The sequence below is a fragment of the Actinomadura harenae genome, from assembly GCF_003696215.1.
GTDB lineage: Bacteria > Actinomycetota > Actinomycetes > Streptosporangiales > Streptosporangiaceae > Spirillospora > Spirillospora harenae.
In genome coordinates, this window is sequence record NZ_RFFG01000007.1 from 136,896 (window position 1) to 154,259 (window position 17,364).

Sequence of the window (17,364 nt, forward strand, 5' to 3'; positions counted from 1 at the left end):
CTTCACCTCCGGCCTTCGACGATGCCGCCCGGCCCCCCTCCCCGATAACCGAACGCCATTCTGTGGATAAGTCGGAGAAACGTGTGTGTCGCTCATGCGCGAGCTGGGTGCCCTCGGCCGAACGTGTCCCGTGCGTTGTTGGGTGCTGTGAGATTCAGGGACGTGCCGGTACTTGATTTCGGTGGTTGTGGGACGCAACGTGGCGGATGTGAGCACTGAGGAACGTGGTGGCGGTCAGCCGGAGGATGAGGGCGACGGTCCTGGTGTGCTGGACGAAGTGCTCCCCGAGTTCACGACGTTCCTAAAGGCCGAAAGAGACGTCTCCGAACACACCCTGCGCGCCTACCTGGGAGATCTCCGGGATCTGTCGCGCTACGGGACCACCGTCGGGCTTTCCGGGCCGGCGGAACTCGACGTGCACGTCCTTCGCGCGTGGCTCGCGCGCCAGTACGCGATGGGCCTGTCTCGGGCGACCCTTGCCAGACGAACCGCGGCCGCGAGGACGTTCACCCGATGGCTGTACCGGCGGGGCGTCCTCCCAAGCGATCCAGGGCCGCTTCTGGGCACGCCGAAACGGACGCGCGACCTGCCGACCGTGCTCGCCCAGGACGACGCGGACCGCCTGCTGGACGAGATGGACGCCACCGGGCCGATAGGCCTCCGGGACCTCGCGATCCTGGAGGTCCTTTACGGCACGGGCATGCGCGTCAGCGAGTTGTGCGGGCTCGATGTCGACGACATCGACACCGCCCGCAATACGGTGCGCGTCTTCGGTAAAGGCGGGAAGGAGCGCACCGTGCCCCTGGGGGAGCCGGCGCTCAGAGCCCTGGGGGACTGGATGCGGGCAGGACGTCCGAGCGTGGTGACGGAGGCCAGCGGTCCCGCACTCTTTCTGGGCGTGCGCGGAGGACGCTTGCATGCCACCAGCGCCCGGCGGATCGTCCATACGCGCATCGCGGAGGTCGGCGAGATGCCGGACCTGGCACCTCACGGCCTACGCCATTCCGCGGCGACCCACCTCCTCGAGGGTGGTGCCGACCTGCGCAGCGTCCAAGAGATCCTCGGTCACGCCTCCCTTCAGACCACGCAGCTCTACACCCATGTCTCGGTCGAACGCCTCAAGCAGGTGCATCGCCAGGCCCACCCCCGCGGCGCCGCGGACTGACACAGGCCCGGCTCAAGCCCTCGTCCTGGGGGCGTCTGCCTACCGATGGTGTTGCGTCGCCGGAGGACGTCGGAGACGGCGTTCGTGTGCCAGATCGATCACGTTTGGCGGAGGCCGGTGGTGGAGGCGCGGCTCCGGGGGAGAAGAGCGAGGGCGCGTCCGCGACCGGCGCACAAAGGCCAGCGACAGGGCGAGGACCAGGCAGGTCAGGGCGCCAGCGGCGGCAGATGAAGCCCCACGCAGCGCAGGATGCGACGGACGATCACCGTGCGGTGGCCGATGCTTCCCTGTCGTTGGCGCTTCACTGGGCCCACCAGGGGCGGAAGGCCTTTCCCCATCCCGCGAGAACCGCCGCTCAGGCGGGGGACGCAGCCCAGGCGAGGGCATCGGCTCCCCAGGAGCAGGCGCCCCATGAAGATCGGGTGCGGACTTCGACTGCCACAACGGCAGCAAGCGGACGATGGGACGGACGAGGGCCAGCGGATCAAGGTAGGTCGCGCCGCGCAGCAGCCCCCAATGCAGGCACGCCTGTGTGCAGTGAGGTGAGGCCTGCACGGCCTCGATGGTCCCGATACGCGCACCGGCCAGGACATCCTGACCCACAAGGACGGCAGGGCGCACTGGCAGGTAAGTGGTCCGCAGCTCCCCGTGGGTGATCGCCACGACACCCCGTCCGGCCAAGGCGCCTGAGTACGAGACCCGTCCAGATCCGGCCGCGTACACCGGGTCACCCGGCGACGCCGCAAGATCGACGCCACGATGCCCGGGGAGCCAAGGCGACGTAGGCGGGCTGAAGCCACGTACCACCGCAGGGACCGGCGGGCCTAGCGGCCACCGCCATGAGGTCGCAGGCGGATCGTTTCCGGCGCCACCGGCCATGATCGCGACATCCGCCGAAGCCGGTGGCGAGCTGCTCGCCGCCCGGATCGTCGCATTCGACCTGGTCAATCCAGGTAAAGCCGCAGCGGTCACCCAGAAGGACCTACCGCTGCCCGAACCGGATGGCGGCAGATGGGGCGAGGTCTGGCGACCGGGCGGTACGAAGAGGCCCAGAACCGGGCCGGATACGGTCAGCACGCAGATGGTCAACGCTGTGAGCAGGGTCATGAACCGAGGGTGCCCAGCCCGGGAGCGACGCCGCCAGTGGACGCCCGTCCTGTGGATAACCCCGGTCGCGACGGGCCGTGATGGCCGGTTGATTCCTCGTTGGGTCCCGTCATCCCGTAGACTTGGGAAACGGTCGCACGGTGGTCACCCCCGGGCGGCCGAATTCACGCGCCCGCCCGCCACCTGGTGTGGGGCACCGGCCTCTCGGTCCGTCGTCTGCGGCGGTGGGGCAGTGTCCGGGCGCAGGTACCAACCGAGACGTGGCCCCGCCCCACAAGGCCGGGCCGGACAGGAGAACACGGGCTATGGCTCCCGTCGTCACCATGCGGCAGCTCCTCGAGAGCGGCGTCCACTTCGGCCACCAGACTCGCCGCTGGAACCCGAAGATGAAGCGCTTCATTCTCACTGAGCGCAACGGCATCTACATCATCGACCTGCAGCAGTCGCTGTCCTACATCGACCGCGCCTACGAGTTCGTCAAGGCGACGGTCGCCCACGGCGGCACCATCCTGTTCGTCGGCACCAAGAAGCAGGCCCAGGAGGCCATCGCCGAGCAGGCCACCCGGGTCGGGATGCCCTACGTCAACCAGCGCTGGCTGGGCGGCATGCTCACCAACTTCTCCACCGTCCACAAGCGGCTCACCCGGCTCAAGGAGCTGGAGGAGATCAACTACGACGACGTGGCCGGCTCCGGTATGACCAAGAAGGAGCTGCTCGGCCTGCGTCGTGAGAAGGACAAGCTCGAGCGCACCCTCGGCGGTATCCGCGACATGGCGAAGGTCCCCTCCGCCATCTGGATCGTGGACACCAAGAAGGAGCACATCGCCGTCAACGAGGCGAAGAAGCTCGGCATCCCGGTCGTGGCCATCCTGGACACCAACTGCGACCCGGACGAGGTCGACTACCCGATCCCGGGCAACGACGACGCCATCCGCTCGGTCGCGATGCTGACCCGCGTGGTCGCCGACGCCGTCGCCGACGGCCTGATCGCCCGCGCCGGCGCCGCCCAGGGCGGCGACGAGAAGCCGGCCGCCGGCGGTGCCGCCGCCGAGCCGCTGGCCGAGTGGGAGCGCGACCTGCTCGAGGGCAAGCCCGCCGAGGAGGTCGCGACCGAGGCCCGCGCCGAGGAGGGTGGCGCCACCGAGGTCCAGAGCGCCGCCGAGACCGAGCGCGCCGTCGAGGCCGAGGCCACGGAGAAGCCGGCCGAGGCCGAAGCCGAGGTCGAGGTCGAGGCCGAGGCCGCCGAGAAGCCGGCCGAGTCCGACCAGTCCTGAGCCCCCGATCCCCGGTGCGCCGCCCACCCGAGGCGGCCGCCGGGGATCGCCATGGGCACCACGACCACTGACGAGAGAAGCGAAGAGCGATGGCCAACTTCACCGCCGCGGACGTCAAGCGCCTCCGTGAGCTCACCGGCTCGGGCATGATGGCCTGCAAGAACGCCCTGACGGATGCCGACGGGGACTTCGAGAAGGCTGTTGAGATCCTGCGCCTCAAGGGCGCCAAGGACGTCGGCAAGCGCGCCGAGCGCACCGCCGCCAACGGCCTGGTCGCCGAGCACTTCAACGGCTCCGGCGATGGCGCGATGCTCGAGATCAAGTGCGAGACCGACTTCGTCGCCAAGAACGCCGAGTTCATCGAGCTGACGCAGCGGATCGTCGACTTCGCCGCCGGTGGCGACGCCACCGACGCCGCGACCCTGGCGACCGCCGAGATCGAGCCGGGCAAGACCGTCCAGGCCCTGATCGAGGAGAACAGCGCCAAGATCGGTGAGAAGCTGGAGCTCGGCCGGTACGCCCACTTCAAGGGCGCCTTCGTGGCCAGCTACCTGCACAAGTCCGACCCGTCCCTGCCGCCGACCACCGGCGTCCTGGTCGAGCTGGACAAGGAGAACGCCGAGGTCGCCAAGGACGTCGCGCAGCAGATCGCCGCGATGGCGCCGAAGTACCTCACCTTCGAGGAGATCCCCGCCGAGGTGATCGAGAAGGAGCGCGCGCTCGCCGAGACCAAGACGCGCGAGGAGGGCAAGCCCGAGGCCGCGATCGCCAAGATCGTCGAGGGTCGGGTCAACGCCTACCTGCGCGACTTCGTCCTGCTCGAGCAGCAGTTCGTCAAGGACACCAAGAAGACGATCGCCAAGCTGCTCGACGAGAACGGCGTCAAGGTCGTTCGCTTCGCCCGCTTCAAGGTCGGCCAGTCCTGACGCACCCTGGAGACGGGACGAGAAAACGCAGACCATGATCGAGGGGGCCGCCGACGTGCCGGACAACATCAACACTGACACGACGGCGGCCTCGTCGTCCGCGAAGAGCGCGCCGTCCGCCGACGCGCGGGAGCGTGAGACCCACGCGCCGAGGGCGGGCTGGAAGCGCGTCCTGCTGAAGCTCTCCGGCGAGGCCTTCGCCGGGGGCGACCCCATGGGCATCGACCCGGAGGTCGTCCAGCACGTCGCGGAGGCGATCGCCGAGGCCGTCCAGGACGGCGTCCAGGTCGCGGTCGTCTGCGGCGGCGGCAACATGTTCCGCGGCGCGGCGCTGGCCGAGCGCGGCATGGACCGGGGCCGCAGCGACTACATGGGCATGATCGGCACCGTGATCAACTGCCTGGCGCTCCAGGACTTCCTGGAGAAGCTCGGGGTCGACACCCGGGTCCAGACGGCCATCACGATGAGCCAGGTCGCCGAGCCCTACATCCCGCGCCGTGCCATGCGGCACCTGGAGAAGGGGCGCGTGGTCATCTTCGGCGCGGGCCTCGGCCAGCCGTTCTTCTCCACCGACACCACCGCCGCGCAGCGCGCGCTGGAGATCGGCGCGGAGGCGGTGCTCAAGGCCACCCAGGTGGACGGCGTGTACGACGCCGATCCCCGCAAGAATCCGGATGCGGTCAAGTTCGACCGTTTGGAATACGGTGAGGTTCTGCAGAGGGGACTGAAGGTCATGGACGCCACGGCCATCAGCCTCTGCATGGACAACACGCTCCCCATCGTGGTCTTCGACCTCATGGGGCAGGGGAACATCGTCCGGGCCGTCCGCGGTGAGAAGATCGGCACGCTGGTCAGCCCGGCCGAGCAGTGACGGCACGGACCATCGGATGACATGGGAGTCGCAGTGATCGACGAGACCCTCCTCGAGGCCGAGGAGAAGATGGAGAAGGCGGTCGCGGTCGCCAAGGAGGACTTCCAGGCCATCCGCACCGGCCGGGTCACGCCCGCGATGTTCAACAAGATCACCGCGGAGTACTACGGGACGCCCACGCCGATCAACCAGCTCGCCTCGTTCACCTTGCCCGAGCCGCGCATGGTGATCGTGCAGGTGTTCGACAAGTCGTCCATGGCGGCGGTCGAGCGCGCGATCCGTGACAGCGACCTCGGCGTGAACCCGTCCAACGACGGCAACGTCATCCGCGTGGTGTTCCCCGACCTGTCGGAGGAGCGCCGCAAGGAGTTCATCAAGGTCGCCGGCGGCAAGGCCGAGGACGCCAAGGTGTCGGTGCGCAACATCCGCCGCCGCGCCAAGGACGCCCTCGACAAGCTCGCCAAGGACGGCGAGGCCGGTGAGGACGACGTCCGGCGTGCGGAGAAGGAGCTCGACGACGCCACGCACCGCTATGTGGCGCAGATCGACGAGCTGCTCGAGCACAAGAAGGCCGAACTGCTCGAGGTTTGATGGAACTGGACAACGCCGGGGAGCCAGCTCGCTCCCCGGACGAGCCGGTCACCCCCGGTCCCGTTGATCCGCCCGTTGAGGCGGATCACGGGGACCGTCCGGTGACCGAGTCCGCAACGGCGGACGCGGGCGGCGCTCAGGCCGAGCCGGGGAGGACCCCGGCGGAGGCGAGCGCCGCTTCAGGCATGCGGAGCGAAGCCTCCGAGGAGCGGGCCGGCGAGCGCGCTTCCCTCGACACCGTCGCCTCCACGGGTGGCGACGCCCCGGCGAGCGACGGCGATTCCGCAGGCGGTGAGACCTCCTCGGAGCCTCCGGCGAAGCAGAAGAAGGCGGGGCGGAACCTGCCCATCGCCGTCGGTGTGGGCGTCACGCTCGGCGCGCTCGTCCTGCTTTCGCTCTACACGTTCAAGCAGATCTTCCTCGTCGTCATGGTGGGGTTCCTGCTGCTCGGGCTGCGGGAGCTGACCGACGCGTTCCGCACGCGCGAGATCGAGGTGCCGTTCATCCCGCTGGCGGCGGGCATGGTGGCCGCGCCGGTGGTCGCCTATGTGTGGGGCACGAACGGCCTGGTGGCGGTGGTCGCGCTGACCACGCTGGCGGTCCTGGTCACACGCATGGTGGACGGCGCGGAGGGCTATGTCCGGGACGTCACGGCGGGCGTCTTCGCGATCGGCTACCTGGTTCTCATGGGCGGCGTCGTCGCCCTGCTGATGAAGCCGGACGACGGTGATCACCGGATCGTCATCTTCATCGCGGTGACGGTGGCCAGCGATATCGGGGGCTTCTTCGCGGGGTCGTTCCTGGGCAAGCACAAGCTCGCGCCCACGATCAGCCCGAAGAAGACCTGGGAAGGCGTCACGGGATCGGCCCTCACCTGCATGCTGGTGGGGGGTGTCCTCGTCGCCACACTTCTGGACGACGGCCAGTGGTGGCAGGGTGTGATCATCGGCCTGGCGGCCGTGGTCACCGCGACCGTGGGCGACCTCATCGAGTCCATGCTGAAGCGTGATCTCGGCATCAAGGACATGGGGACGCTCCTGCCGGAGCACGGCGGGGTCATGGACCGTCTGGATTCCCTGGTGGCCACGGCCCCAGTCGTGTGGCTGCTGCTGGAGCTCTTCGTCCCTGCTTAGACACATCGGCGCGATCTTCGAAAGAAGCGTTGCCCGACAGACCCCGGGAGTCACTCCCGGGGTCTTCGTGTTGGGTGGGGGTCTTGTGTCTCGAGGCCTGCTCTTGGTCACGGTTCGGCCACAGGTTCACAGGTGTGTAGTGCGTGACATTGTACTGTCGCATTCTTCTGTCGGGCCGCAAGGCCCCGCGGGGCCTTCCCTCGTTCCGGTTCCGCGCAGTGGAGGAGAGAGACGCATGAGGAGATCCGTCGCGTTGGCGATGACCGCCGCTGCGGCATCGTCCGCCCTGGTAGCCGCCACCATGCCCGCGCAGGCCGCCCCGGGGCGAGCGCCCTCGGGGGCCGCGGGGTACCGTCCGCACCTGGACTGGAAGTCCTGTGGTGACGCGAGCAATCCGCGGCTGCTGTGCGCCAAGCTCGAGGTCCCGCTCGACCATGCCCGGCCGAACGGACCGAAGATCAAGATCGCGGTGAACCGGCTGCCCGCGACCGCCCCGGCCGACAAGCAGCAGGGGCCGATCCTGCTCAATCCGGGCGGTCCGGGTATCAGCGGCCTGTGGATGGCGCCGTGGGTTCCCTCGAAAATGCCCGCGGACGTGGCCGCGTCCTATGACTGGATCGGTTTCGACCTGCGCGGCACCCAGAGCAGTGAGCCGCACATGGCATGCGACCCGAACTACTTCGATGGGCCGCGTCCCGACTACCAGCCCAGTGCCGGCACGGAGCAGGCCTGGCTGCGGAAGGCGTCCGGATACGCCGCCGACTGCGCCTCCAAGTACGCCGACCTCCTGCCGCACCTCCGTACGGTCGACATCGTCCGGGACATGGACGACATCAGGCAGGCGCTTGGCGCCAAGAAGATCAGCTTCTTCGGCTGGTCCTACGGGACGACGCTTGGGTCGACGTATGGCGCGATGTACCCGAGCCATGTGAGGCGGCTCGTCCTGGACAGCATCGTGGGCCCGCACATCACGTGGTACGAGCAGAACGTCCGGCAGGACCTCCAGCACGAGAAGCGCTTCAAGGCGTTCACCGCGTGGGTCGCCAAGGCGGACGGCACCTACCACCTGGGCACGGACGCGTCCGGGGTCGAGAGTAAGTGGTACGCCATGCGCGCGGCCTTGGGGAAGGCCCCGGTGGACGGCAAGATCGGCGCGGACGAGTGGGACGACACCCAGCTCGCGGGCGGTTACGACCCTGCCAAGTGGCCGCGCCTAGCGACCGTTCTCGCGGCCTACACGAACAGCAAGGACGCCGGGCCGCTGCGCGTCGCCTATGACAAGTACGCCGCGCCTGATCCCAGCGACGACTCGTTCGACCTCTACAACGCGGTCCAGTGCAGCGACAGCACGTGGCCTCGGGACTGGGGCTTCTGGCGTAAGGACCAAGCCCGGATCGACAAGAAGGCGCACTACTACACGTATTCCAACATGTGGTACAACGCCGCCTGTGTTTTCTGGGCGGGCAAGGGCGGAGAGCGTCCGCGCATTACCGGCAAGGGGCTGCCTACAGCGCTGCTGTTCCAGGCCACCGAGGACGCCGCGACCGTCTACCAGGGCGGTGTGGAAATGGCCAAGGCCATGCCGAACTCGCGCTTCGTCGTCGAGCAGGGAGGTGGCCGTCACGCCATCACCCTCGCGGGTAACGCTTGTCTCGACAAACCTCTCTTCGACTACCTGCGCGACGGTACGCTGCCCAAGAACCGGGGTCTGGTAGACCTCCGGTGTGCCAAGACACCCGACCCCACGCCCACGTGGGTCGGCGTGGCCAAGGCCGCCGCGCAGCCGGGGGAGTCGGTCCGTCCGCTGGACAACTACCGGATCCGCTGACCCGTGTGAGGCCGGGGCCTCATCGGGGCGGTCCCGGCCTCGCGCGCGCATGAGTCGAGGTGCCCTATCTCGGCTCAGCCCATGAATTCCGGGCCCCACCAACGGCCCGGCCCCATGAGGAACGGCCTCCCCGAGAACCGGGGAGGCCGTTCACTTGGCAGAACCCAGAGTCGCGCCAGGGCGAACTCACATGAGGTCGGCCATCCAGCTTTCGATGTCGTCCGGGTGGCGGGGCAGGTCGGACGACAGCAGCCGCGATCCGTCTTCGGTGACGACGAGGTCGTCCTCGATGCGGACGCCGATTCCGCGCAGTTCTTCGGGCAGGGTCAGGTCGTCCGGCTGGAGGTAAAGGCCGGGCTCCACGGTGAGGACGTGGCCGGGCTCGAGGACGCCGTCCAGGTAGACCTCTGCGCGTGCCTTGGCGCAGTCGTGGACGTCCATTCCGAGCATGTGGCCACTGCTGCAGAGTGTGTAGCGGCGGTAGATGCCGGAGTCGGGGTCGAGGGCGGCTTCGGCGTCCGGGATGACGCCCCAGTCTTCGAGCCCTTCCGCGATGACGCGCATTGCGGCGAGGTGGAAGTCGCGGAATCGGGCGCCCGGCTTGACCGCCGCGATGCCCGCCTCCTGCGCGCGATAGACGAGCTCGTACACGCGCCTCTGCTCCGGGGTGAACCTCCCGGAGATCGGCAGGGTGCGGGTGATGTCGGCGGTGTAGAGCGTGTCCGTCTCGACGCCGGCATCCAGCAGAAGCAGCTCACCGGAGCGCAGGGGCCCGTCGTTGCGGATCCAGTGCAGGACGCACGCGTGCGAGCCGGAGGCCGCGATCGTCTCGTATCCGACGCCGTTCCCCTCGAGGCGGGCGCGCATGTTGAACTGGCCCTCGACCCAACGCTCACCACGCCGATGCGTCAGAGCCTTGGGCAGGGCGGCCACGACGTCACGGAATCCGAGGGTCGTGTAGTCGACGGCCGCGGCGAGCTGTGCCACCTCCCATTCGTCCTTGACGAGCCGGAGTTCGGAGACGAAAGAGGCCAGTTCGTGGTCGGCCGCCGGATTGGAATGGGCGGGGGCAAGGCCGTCCACCTCGGCGTCGACACCGCGCATTACGCGCGTCGGAACCTCGCGCCCGCGCAGTGCGTCAGCGAGCTTTTCCCTAGGCGCGCCTTCGATTTGCAGCGTGGCCTGAAGCTCCTCAAGGGTGCGGCGGCGGCCGACCCAGAACTCGCCGTGCCGCCGGTCCCGGTAGAACTCCCCGGTGTCGCGGGGGGAGCGCGGGTGCGTGAAGAGCGTGGCCTCGTGGCCGTTGCCGGTGGGCTCCAGGACCAGAACCGAATCCGGGACCGCGCCAAGGCCGGTGTCACCGGTGAGATGGACGAACGCCGAATGCGGCCGGAAGGCGTAGTCGCTGTCGTTGCTGCGGACCTTCAGGCTTCCGGCGGGGATCACCAGGCGCTCGCCCGGGAATCGGTCCGAGAGCGCGGCCCGGCGCTTCTGCGCATAGGGCGCGGAGTCGAGGGGCGTGGGCGCGAGGGAGGTGTCGGCCCACGAATGGCTGAAGTACTCGGCCAGCGCGGGGGAGACGGGCAGATCGTGGCTGCCGGTGGCGAAACGGTCGGCTGCGGTGTCGGGGATGCCGGCGTCGGACATGGGCGGTCCCTTCGGGTGACCTGGGTGAAGGCCAGGTGAGGGGTGATGCCCGCACTGTAACATTTCACATTGCATGGCTCGGCCGTGTTGTGACGTTGCGTCACAATGTGACACGCTACCGGCCAGGGAAAGAAGGAGCGTCCGTGACCGAAACGCCGAACCTGCCCGCGCTCGGGGCCCGCCCGAACGTCCGGGAGGAGATCGCCGAGGCGCTGCGCGCCGCCCTGGTCGCGGGCGAGATGCGTCCGGGCGTGGTCTACTCCGCGCCGGTGCTGGCCGAGCGGTTCGGCGTCTCCGCCACGCCCGTGCGCGAGGCGATGCTCGACCTCGCCAAGGAGGGGCTCGTCACGGCCGTCCGGAACAAGGGTTTCCGGGTGACCGAGCTGACCGCCCGCGACCTGGACGAGATCACGGCCGTCCGCACCCTGATCGAGGTCCCCACTGTCGGCCAGGTGGCCGAATCCGTTCCTGCCGAGCGGATCGCCGCCCTGAGGCCTATGGCCGAGGCCATCGTGGAGGCGGCAGAGCGCGGCGACACGATCGCCTATATCGAGGCTGATCACGCGTTCCATCTCGAACTGCTGGCCTTGGCGGGCAACCGCCACCTGATCGAGGTCGTGGAACGGCTCCGTTACCGCTCCCGCCTCTATGGGGTGCCTAAGCTCGCCCAGAGCCAGGAGCTCAGCTTCTACGCGCGCGAGCACCTGGAGCTGCTGGACACGGTCGCCTCAGGCGACCCCAGCGCCGCGTCAGCCGCGATGGATCACCACCTGCGGCACGTCCGCAACGCCTGGGCGGACGACCCGACTCCGTAGGGCTGGGCGCCTTCGCAGGGCGGGCGTGCGGAGTGGCCGAGGCGTGTGCGGAGTGGCCAAGGCATAGGCCGGGGTTTGCGACACTGGGAGCACCATGTCTGCCACCGCCGAACCGGCCGCCACCGCTAAGAAGACCCCGCCGAAGCTCGTCTTCGCCGCTCCGCGCCGGGGCAAGCCGCCGCGCCACCTCGCGGACCTGACCGTCGCCGAGCGCCGCGAGGCCGTCGCCGAGCTCGGTGAGAAGCCGTTCCGGGCCGACCAGCTGTCCCGGCACTACTTCGCGCGGCTGGAGGACGACCCCGAGCAGATGACCGACCTGCCCGCCGCCCTCCGTGAGCGGCTGGTCGGGGCGCTGCTGCCCAAACTCCTCGACCCGGTCCGCGAACTCGCCTGCGACGACGGCAGGACGCTGAAGACCGTCTGGAAGGCGTTCGACGGGGTCCTGTTCGAGTCGGTGCTCATGCGCTACCCCGACCGGGCCACGATGTGCGTCTCGTCACAGGCCGGATGTGGCATGAACTGCCCGTTCTGCGCCACCGGTCAGGCCGGCCTCACCCGGAACCTGTCGACCGCCGAGATCGTGGAGCAGGTTGCCGCGGGCGCGCGAGCGCTCGCCCGCGGACACGTCGCCGGAGGCCCCGGACGGGTCTCCAACATCGTCTTCATGGGGATGGGCGAGCCCCTCGCCAACTACAAGTCCGTGATCGGCGCCGTCCGGCGCATCACGGACCCCGCCCCCGGCGGACTCGGCATCTCCCAGCGTTCGGTCACGGTCTCCACGGTCGGCCTCGTGCCCGCGATCGAGAAGCTCGCGGCCGAGGACATGTCCGTCCGACTCGCGGTGTCCTTGCACGCCCCCGACGACGAGCTGCGCGACGACCTCGTCCCCATCAACAACCGCTGGAAGGTCTCCGAGGTCCTGGACGCCGCGTGGGCCTACGCGGAACGGTCCGGACGCCGGGTCTCCATCGAGTACGCGCTGATCAAGGACGTGAACGACCAGGCCTGGCGTGGCGACCTCCTCGGACGCCTCTTGCGCGGACACCTCGTCCACGTCAATCTGATCCCGTTGAACCCCACGCCGGGCTCCAAGTGGACCGCATCCCGGCCCGAGGACGAGCGTGAGTTCGTCCGGCGGCTGGAGGCCCACGGGGTTCCGGTCACGGTCCGCGACACGCGCGGGCGCGAGATCGACGGCGCCTGCGGCCAGCTCGCCGCGTCCACCAAGGACTGAGCCCCGGCCGCGCGCCCCGGAAGGAGAACGCCGGTGGCGGCGATGTCCGAGGGCTTTTCCGTGGCCATGCGCGGATACCACCGCGCCCAGGTGGACGAGCTGGTCGGACGCGTCCGCGCCGCCCTGGAGGGGACCGGGCCGCGGCTGAGCGCGGACGACGTCCGTGACACCCGCTTCGACGTGGTCGTCCGCGGCTATGACCGCAAGGCCGTGGACGCGATGCTGCACGAGTGCATCCTGAGGCTCCGGGCCACGACGACGCCGTCCGGCGGTCGCCAGCGACGTCCGCGAGTCCAGCCCGAGTGGCTGATCTCGTGGGTGCAGAACGTGCGTTTCCCCAAGTCCGTGGCGCGTGAGGGCTACGTCATGGCGGATGTGGACGCCTTTCTGGACCGGGTCATCGCCGGCCTGCGCGGCAAGCAGGCCCCGGTCACGGGGCGCGACGTGCGTGAGGTGACGTTCCGGACGGCCCGCTTCAACCTCGCCTACGGCGAGCGCGAGGTGGACCAGTTCCTGGAGCAGCTCGCAGGGGCCCTCGAACCACACTGACCCACGAGTTATCCACAGATCGCGGGATGACTGGCGATGGTCGGCGGCGAGCCGTCACGCTGGGTCACATGAACACCGAACTGTTCCGCCGACTCCACCCGCTCTTCAGCGCCTTCCTGACGCCGGAGACCGCCGGGATCCTGCTCTCCCTCGCCCGTCCGGCCCTGCGCCTGGTCTCCGGCGGGTCGACCGTCGTACACCTCGGCGGACGGCCCTTACTTCCGTCCGGCGAGCCCTGGCCGACCACGGCGGGCCGTCCCATGGACCATCTCGGCACGATCGACTTCGCCGGGATCCCGCGCCTGGACGGCCTGCCCACTCTGGGCCACGCGTCCTTCTACCACTCGGGCATCACGCCCAGCCCGTGGGACGACGCGTCCGGGCCGCGCGAGGCGTGGCGCGTCTTCGCCCACGATCTGAAGCCGACCGAGCCGCCCGTCCGGAGACCCACGCCTGTCTCTCAGTCCTGGGGTGTGGCTCCGTTCTGGTCCCTTCCGAGCCCGCTGGAACCGGCGTTCGACCTGCTGGAACAGGTCCGCCCCGGGACGCTCGCCCCGTACGGGGTGCTGTACGAGGGCTGGCTTGATCAGGTCTGGCCGGAGGATTGCCCCAGGCACCAGGTCGGGGGATGGCCCGTGCTGGTCGAGGCCGGACGTCCCGTGGGGCCGGTGGGGCACGGCGTGCCCGCGGCCGACATCCCGGACGCTCCGCCCTACCCCGACGCTGAGGCAACGCCGTCCACGGTGGAGACCGAGCCCAGGAGTGACCAGGTCATTCGCCTGACCGACCATCGGAGCGCTGCGGGCAAGAGAAATCGTCGCCGTTCCGCGCCGAGCCTCCGAGATCCGCGCCAGACCGGCTTCGGTCGGATCCAGCCTCGCTACGCGGCATCGAGTGTGCCGGGACCGTCGATGGCGGCCACCGCGTCAGCCCTTTCGGTTGGGAACGGTGTCTGCCAGCCCACTGCTTGCCTTCCCTCCGGGGCGGGCGACGATGGCCGATCTGCTCTGAAACCCGTCCCGCCCGAGTTGGATCGCGGACGCTTCGGAGGAGACGGCGATCCCGCGTTTCTGTATCCGCGAACCCCACGGCGGTCGGTCTCCGTCCTCCCGTCGAATGTGGACTCCCTCCGCCTTGAGGAGGTCAGGGCTGCCATCGCGGCGGCGAGATCGACATCGTCCGAGAGCCGGGAAGCCTTCGAGGAGGAGGCAAGAAGGGCCTCCGAGGCCCGGAAGGTCGGCACTCGGGGGCTGACCGATCGACTTCGCGAACTCCTCAACGCGAGACGACTCATCCTGCAACTGGACGCGGATCCGCGCCTGGGCTGGTTCTGGGGCGATCCGGGATGCCTGATGTTCACGATCGAACCGGATGAGCCGCTGGAGAGTGCCTGGCTCGACCGCCAGGCACTCTGACCCCAGATCGCCCTCCGTGAGGCCCGACCGGGCACCTGCCCCATCGGCCGCAGCCCCGGGTGGTGCGGGTTAGGTGGGAGAACTGCGGCGGTGAAGGGTCACGAAGTAGCCGGTCGCCACGACCACGCACCAGAGCACCAGGTGCAGGAGGAGCCCGGGGAGCGCGGCCTGGAACTTCGCCGGACCGTCGTGAGCCGCCTTGATCCAGTCCAGGTAGGGGATGGCCAGGAAACCGAGGCGGCCGAGACCGAGCAGGAGTGTCATCGTCAGCGCCGAGAGCAGCACCAGAAGGGAGGCGCCGGATCCCGGAATGATCGCTCGGCTGGACCAGGCGCCGATGAGGGCGCCGGCGGTGCAGGCGAGTACGGCCAGCAGCGCGGCGGCGGCCGTGGTCTTGAACGGCACGCCGACCGTCACCGCCTGAAGGAGGGGAGCGGCGAACAACACGAGGTTGAGAGCGGCACTGGCCAAGAAGGCCGCGAACAGCCCGGCGACCGCGGAACGGCGGACGGCCAGGAGGGTGAGCCATCGCTGCACGGTGGGCTGGGTGTCGAGCAGCGAACGGGTCGTCCAGGCCGCGAGCGGAACCATGAACGCGGCCGCGTCCCCGTAGGTGCCCGTGGCGAGCTTGACCGGGTCGGGGCCGGTCGGCCACTGGCTGAACACCAGCATCACGAGCAGCAGTGTGACGATCAAAGAGGGGAGGAATCGCGACGAACGGAGGTATCCGGCGAGCTGAAAGCGAATGAGGGCGATCATGAGCCGCCGCCTCTCCGAACGATTCGGCCGGCGGCCCGCAACCCATGCTCGACGTCGTCGGCCTCGTCCGCACGCACGATCACCTCGAGCACCGTCCACCCCTCGGGGACCTCGGTTCTCTGCGCGGGAGGCGCGTCCCCATTGGTGGGAGTCGCCTCCTCAGGAGCCGGGTGCGCGCCCCCCACGACAGAGGGCTCGACCCCACGCTTCGGAGCTGCGACCTCATCGATATGAGCCGTGTCCTTTTGGGCGGGGGGCACGTGCGCCCCGGCTCGACCGGAGGATGTGGGCCCGTCGGCTTGGTCGGAGGGCGCGGGCCCCCTGGCTGGGAAATGAGCCCCTTCGCCAGGAGGCTCGACCTGCCGGCGGGGGGATCCGGACCACGGCCCGGCCGAGGGCTCGAGTTGCCTCGCGAAGGGCTCAGCCAAGCCAGCGGTGGACCTGAAGTCGGACGGCGTCATCGTGACCGAGGAAGCGGACCCATCCGCCATCACCTGGTGTGGCGTGTCGGTCCTTGCTGGGCCATTCGCGTCCGCGACCGGCGCGGAGGGTGTGTGCGCTGCAGCGGTGGTCGAGAAGTCTCCTGCAGACGAGGCCAGCGCGCTCGGCCGTGTTGGGGCTGGTGCGCTCGCTGTTGCGGCGCGTGCCGTTCCTGTGGCAGGTGAAGCCTCAGCGCTCGCTGCTGTGGCGGAGGTCGATGTGGAGACCCTGTCCGTCAGGGCGGTGTTGGAGAGGTGGAGGTGCCTGATGGAGGGGAGGTGAATGGTGGCTTCCGGTGCGTGAAGGACGCGCTGGTGGTCGCTGATGACGATCGTCGCGCCTGCCTTGGCGAGGGAGGCCAGGAGTTCGGGGAGGAGGCCCAAGGTCGCGGCGTCCAGGCCAGAGAAGGGTTCGTCCAGGAGAAGGAGCTTGGGCGTGGGGAGGAGGGCTTGGATCAAGCCCACTTTCTGGGCGCTGCCCTTGGAGAGTTCAGGGAGCCGAGTGTTGAGCAGGTGATCGAGGTTGAGGAGGTGAGACCAGCGGGCCGCGGCGGACGCGGGGAGACCGTGAAGGGCGGCCATGTGCGCCAGGTAGGCGGTTACGGTGAACGGCTGGTCGGTGGGGAAGCGCTCGGGTGCGTAGCCGACTACGGATGGGCGTCCGGTGATGGTTCCGCCGCGTGGTCGGTGGAGCCCGGCGAGCAGACGCAACAGGGTCGACTTGCCTGCGCCGTTCGGTCCGGTGAGTTCGACGATGTCGCCGGGATGGAGGGAAAGCGAGACGTCGCGGAGCACCCATGGGCCCCGCCGTCCGTAACGGAAGGCGACACTGTCTAGACGCATAGGCTGCGCACGGTAGTGGGTGCGGACTAAAGGCGGCGTGAGCCGCCGGGAGGACGGGACTGATGGCGGACAAGCCGTGTGTGTTCTGCGAGATCATCCGGGGCGAGCATCCGGCGCACGTGGTCCTGGACGCGCCTGAGGCGATGGCCTTCCTGGACACTCGTCCGCTGTTCAAGGGGCACACTTTGCTGGTGCCACGTGAGCATCACGAGACGCTCGTCGACCTCCCCGAGGAGCAGGTCGGACCGCTGTTCGCGCAGGCCCGGCGGTTGGCGGGAGTGATGGAGACCGAGCTCGGGGCGGCCGGGTCGTTCGTCGCGACCAACAACCGCATCAGCCAGAGCGTCCCTCACCTGCACGTTCATGTCGTCCCCCGCAACCCGAAGGACGGACTGAAGGGCTTCTTCTGGCCTCGGCACAAGTACGAGTCCGACGAGGAAGCCGCCAAGTTCGCCGCCCGCCTACGCGCCGCCCTCGTCTGACCACCACGCACCAACACCATCGCGCCCCGGCATCACGCCCGAGTCCTTACACGCCCCATCCCACGACACCCGAGCGCACCGCGCCCCAGCCACGCCGCCCTACTGCGCTTTGAGTAGTCGGGGGTATCTCTTCAGGCGTGGGAATGATCTTCAGGGGTAGATGAGGAATCGGGAAGATCATCCATCGGATTCGGGGGGATTCGACGTCATGGCCATCATCAAGGGGTTGGAGAGTGTCGCCCAGGC

16 protein-coding genes and 1 pseudogene are annotated in these 17,364 nt (G+C 69.1%); 13 read left to right on the forward strand and 4 right to left on the reverse strand.

Going from position 1 to position 17,364, the window contains the following annotated elements; all coding sequences use genetic code 11:
* The first annotated feature begins 265 nt into the window (after nucleotides 1-265).
* Nucleotides 266-1,165 carry a tyrosine recombinase XerC gene (locus EBO15_RS06030; RefSeq protein WP_122193301.1) on the forward strand — a complete coding sequence of 300 codons (900 nt, stop codon included), beginning with the start codon at nucleotides 266-268 and terminating at the stop codon, nucleotides 1,163-1,165.
* Between the two features lie 39 nt (nucleotides 1,166-1,204).
* Here the strand turns inward: EBO15_RS06030 and EBO15_RS06035 are convergent, their stop codons facing one another.
* Entirely contained in the window at nucleotides 1,205-2,272 is a 1,068-nt protein-coding gene (locus EBO15_RS06035; protein ID WP_122193302.1) for a M23 family metallopeptidase, read from the reverse strand.
* A gap of 305 nt (nucleotides 2,273-2,577) precedes the next feature.
* On the opposite strand from EBO15_RS06035, the gene rpsB reads away from it, so the two are divergent.
* The 6 genes from rpsB to EBO15_RS06070 all read left to right on the forward strand — a co-directional run bounded on the left by rpsB (nucleotide 2,578) and on the right by EBO15_RS06070 (nucleotide 8,895).
* Entirely contained in the window at nucleotides 2,578-3,546 is a 969-nt protein-coding gene (gene rpsB / locus EBO15_RS06040) for a 30S ribosomal protein S2 (RefSeq protein ID WP_122193303.1), read from the forward strand.
* Between the two features lie 89 nt (nucleotides 3,547-3,635).
* Complete coding sequence (gene tsf, locus EBO15_RS06045; protein ID WP_122193304.1) at nucleotides 3,636-4,472, forward strand: translation elongation factor Ts; 837 nt, start codon at nucleotides 3,636-3,638, stop codon at nucleotides 4,470-4,472.
* A gap of 34 nt (nucleotides 4,473-4,506) precedes the next feature.
* A complete protein-coding gene (pyrH, locus tag EBO15_RS06050; RefSeq protein WP_378239584.1) occupies nucleotides 4,507-5,343 on the forward strand; it encodes a UMP kinase in 837 nt (278 codons plus the stop codon).
* Between the two features lie 33 nt (nucleotides 5,344-5,376).
* Nucleotides 5,377-5,934 carry a ribosome recycling factor gene (gene frr, locus EBO15_RS06055; RefSeq protein WP_122193305.1) on the forward strand — a complete coding sequence of 186 codons (558 nt, stop codon included), beginning with the start codon at nucleotides 5,377-5,379 and terminating at the stop codon, nucleotides 5,932-5,934.
* Nucleotides 5,935-6,035: 101 nt separating this feature from the next.
* Nucleotides 6,036-7,067: a phosphatidate cytidylyltransferase gene (locus EBO15_RS06065; RefSeq protein WP_233616005.1), complete on the forward strand. Its 1,032-nt coding sequence runs from the start codon at nucleotides 6,036-6,038 to the stop codon at nucleotides 7,065-7,067.
* 235 nt (nucleotides 7,068-7,302) lie between these two features.
* Nucleotides 7,303-8,895, forward strand: coding sequence for an alpha/beta hydrolase (locus EBO15_RS06070; protein ID WP_199744348.1), 1,593 nt, complete (start codon nucleotides 7,303-7,305; stop codon nucleotides 8,893-8,895).
* Between the two features lie 186 nt (nucleotides 8,896-9,081).
* On the opposite strand, the gene EBO15_RS06075 is transcribed toward EBO15_RS06070, so the two are convergent.
* Entirely contained in the window at nucleotides 9,082-10,542 is a 1,461-nt protein-coding gene (locus tag EBO15_RS06075) for an aminopeptidase P family protein (RefSeq protein ID WP_122193307.1), read from the reverse strand.
* 143 nt (nucleotides 10,543-10,685) lie between these two features.
* Here EBO15_RS06075 and EBO15_RS06080 point away from each other — a divergent pair, with 143 nt between their 5' ends.
* The 4 genes from EBO15_RS06080 (at nucleotide 10,686) to EBO15_RS06095 (ending at nucleotide 14,555) form a co-directional block, all read left to right on the forward strand.
* Nucleotides 10,686-11,357, forward strand: coding sequence for a GntR family transcriptional regulator (locus EBO15_RS06080; protein WP_233616006.1), 672 nt, complete (start codon nucleotides 10,686-10,688; stop codon nucleotides 11,355-11,357).
* Between the two features lie 94 nt (nucleotides 11,358-11,451).
* Nucleotides 11,452-12,591 carry a 23S rRNA (adenine(2503)-C(2))-methyltransferase RlmN gene (rlmN, locus tag EBO15_RS06085; protein WP_122193308.1) on the forward strand — a complete coding sequence of 380 codons (1,140 nt, stop codon included), beginning with the start codon at nucleotides 11,452-11,454 and terminating at the stop codon, nucleotides 12,589-12,591.
* Between the two features lie 42 nt (nucleotides 12,592-12,633).
* Nucleotides 12,634-13,140 (forward strand): DivIVA domain-containing protein, encoded by a 507-nt coding sequence (locus tag EBO15_RS06090; RefSeq protein ID WP_233616009.1) that lies wholly within the window; start codon nucleotides 12,634-12,636, stop codon nucleotides 13,138-13,140.
* A gap of 68 nt (nucleotides 13,141-13,208) precedes the next feature.
* Entirely contained in the window at nucleotides 13,209-14,555 is a 1,347-nt protein-coding gene (locus EBO15_RS06095) for a DUF1963 domain-containing protein (protein WP_158628139.1), read from the forward strand.
* Between the two features lie 69 nt (nucleotides 14,556-14,624).
* Here EBO15_RS06095 and EBO15_RS06100 read toward each other — a convergent pair whose 3' ends face one another.
* Nucleotides 14,625-15,251, reverse strand: coding sequence for a hypothetical protein (locus tag EBO15_RS06100; RefSeq protein ID WP_122193311.1), 627 nt, complete (start codon nucleotides 15,249-15,251; stop codon nucleotides 14,625-14,627).
* Nucleotides 15,252-15,749: 498 nt separating this feature from the next.
* On the opposite strand from EBO15_RS06100, the gene EBO15_RS45795 reads away from it, so the two are divergent.
* Entirely contained in the window at nucleotides 15,750-16,076 is a 327-nt protein-coding gene (locus EBO15_RS45795) for a hypothetical protein (RefSeq protein ID WP_233616010.1), read from the forward strand.
* A 182-nt stretch (nucleotides 16,077-16,258) separates the two neighbouring features.
* Here EBO15_RS45795 and EBO15_RS45800 read toward each other — a convergent pair.
* Nucleotides 16,259-16,636 (reverse strand): annotated as a pseudogene (locus EBO15_RS45800) (ATP-binding cassette domain-containing protein); the annotation flags it as partial.
* Nucleotides 16,637-16,698: 62 nt separating this feature from the next.
* Here EBO15_RS45800 and EBO15_RS06110 point away from each other — a divergent pair.
* Nucleotides 16,699-17,118: an HIT family protein gene (locus EBO15_RS06110; protein WP_122193312.1), complete on the forward strand. Its 420-nt coding sequence runs from the start codon at nucleotides 16,699-16,701 to the stop codon at nucleotides 17,116-17,118.
* Nucleotides 17,119-17,364: the final 246 nt, after the last annotated feature.

What these genes read in the sequence shown, in the direction of transcription:
- EBO15_RS06095 (WP_158628139.1), top strand. Translation starts at nt 13,209, where the DNA reads ATGAACACCGAACTGTTCCGCCGACTCCACCCGCTCTTCAGCGCCTTC.
- EBO15_RS06090 (WP_233616009.1), top strand. Translation starts at nt 12,634, where the DNA reads ATGTCCGAGGGCTTTTCCGTGGCCATGCGCGGATACCACCGCGCCCAG.
- EBO15_RS06075 (WP_122193307.1), bottom strand. Translation starts at nt 10,542, where the DNA reads ATGTCCGACGCCGGCATCCCCGACACCGCAGCCGACCGTTTCGCCACC.
- EBO15_RS06035 (WP_122193302.1), bottom strand. Translation starts at nt 2,272, where the DNA reads ATGACCCTGCTCACAGCGTTGACCATCTGCGTGCTGACCGTATCCGGC.
- EBO15_RS06110 (WP_122193312.1), top strand. Translation starts at nt 16,699, where the DNA reads ATGGCGGACAAGCCGTGTGTGTTCTGCGAGATCATCCGGGGCGAGCAT.
- EBO15_RS06070 (WP_199744348.1), top strand. Translation starts at nt 7,303, where the DNA reads ATGAGGAGATCCGTCGCGTTGGCGATGACCGCCGCTGCGGCATCGTCC.
- rlmN (WP_122193308.1), top strand. Translation starts at nt 11,452, where the DNA reads ATGTCTGCCACCGCCGAACCGGCCGCCACCGCTAAGAAGACCCCGCCG.
- pyrH (WP_378239584.1), top strand. Translation starts at nt 4,507, where the DNA reads ATGATCGAGGGGGCCGCCGACGTGCCGGACAACATCAACACTGACACG.
- tsf (WP_122193304.1), top strand. Translation starts at nt 3,636, where the DNA reads ATGGCCAACTTCACCGCCGCGGACGTCAAGCGCCTCCGTGAGCTCACC.
- rpsB (WP_122193303.1), top strand. Translation starts at nt 2,578, where the DNA reads ATGGCTCCCGTCGTCACCATGCGGCAGCTCCTCGAGAGCGGCGTCCAC.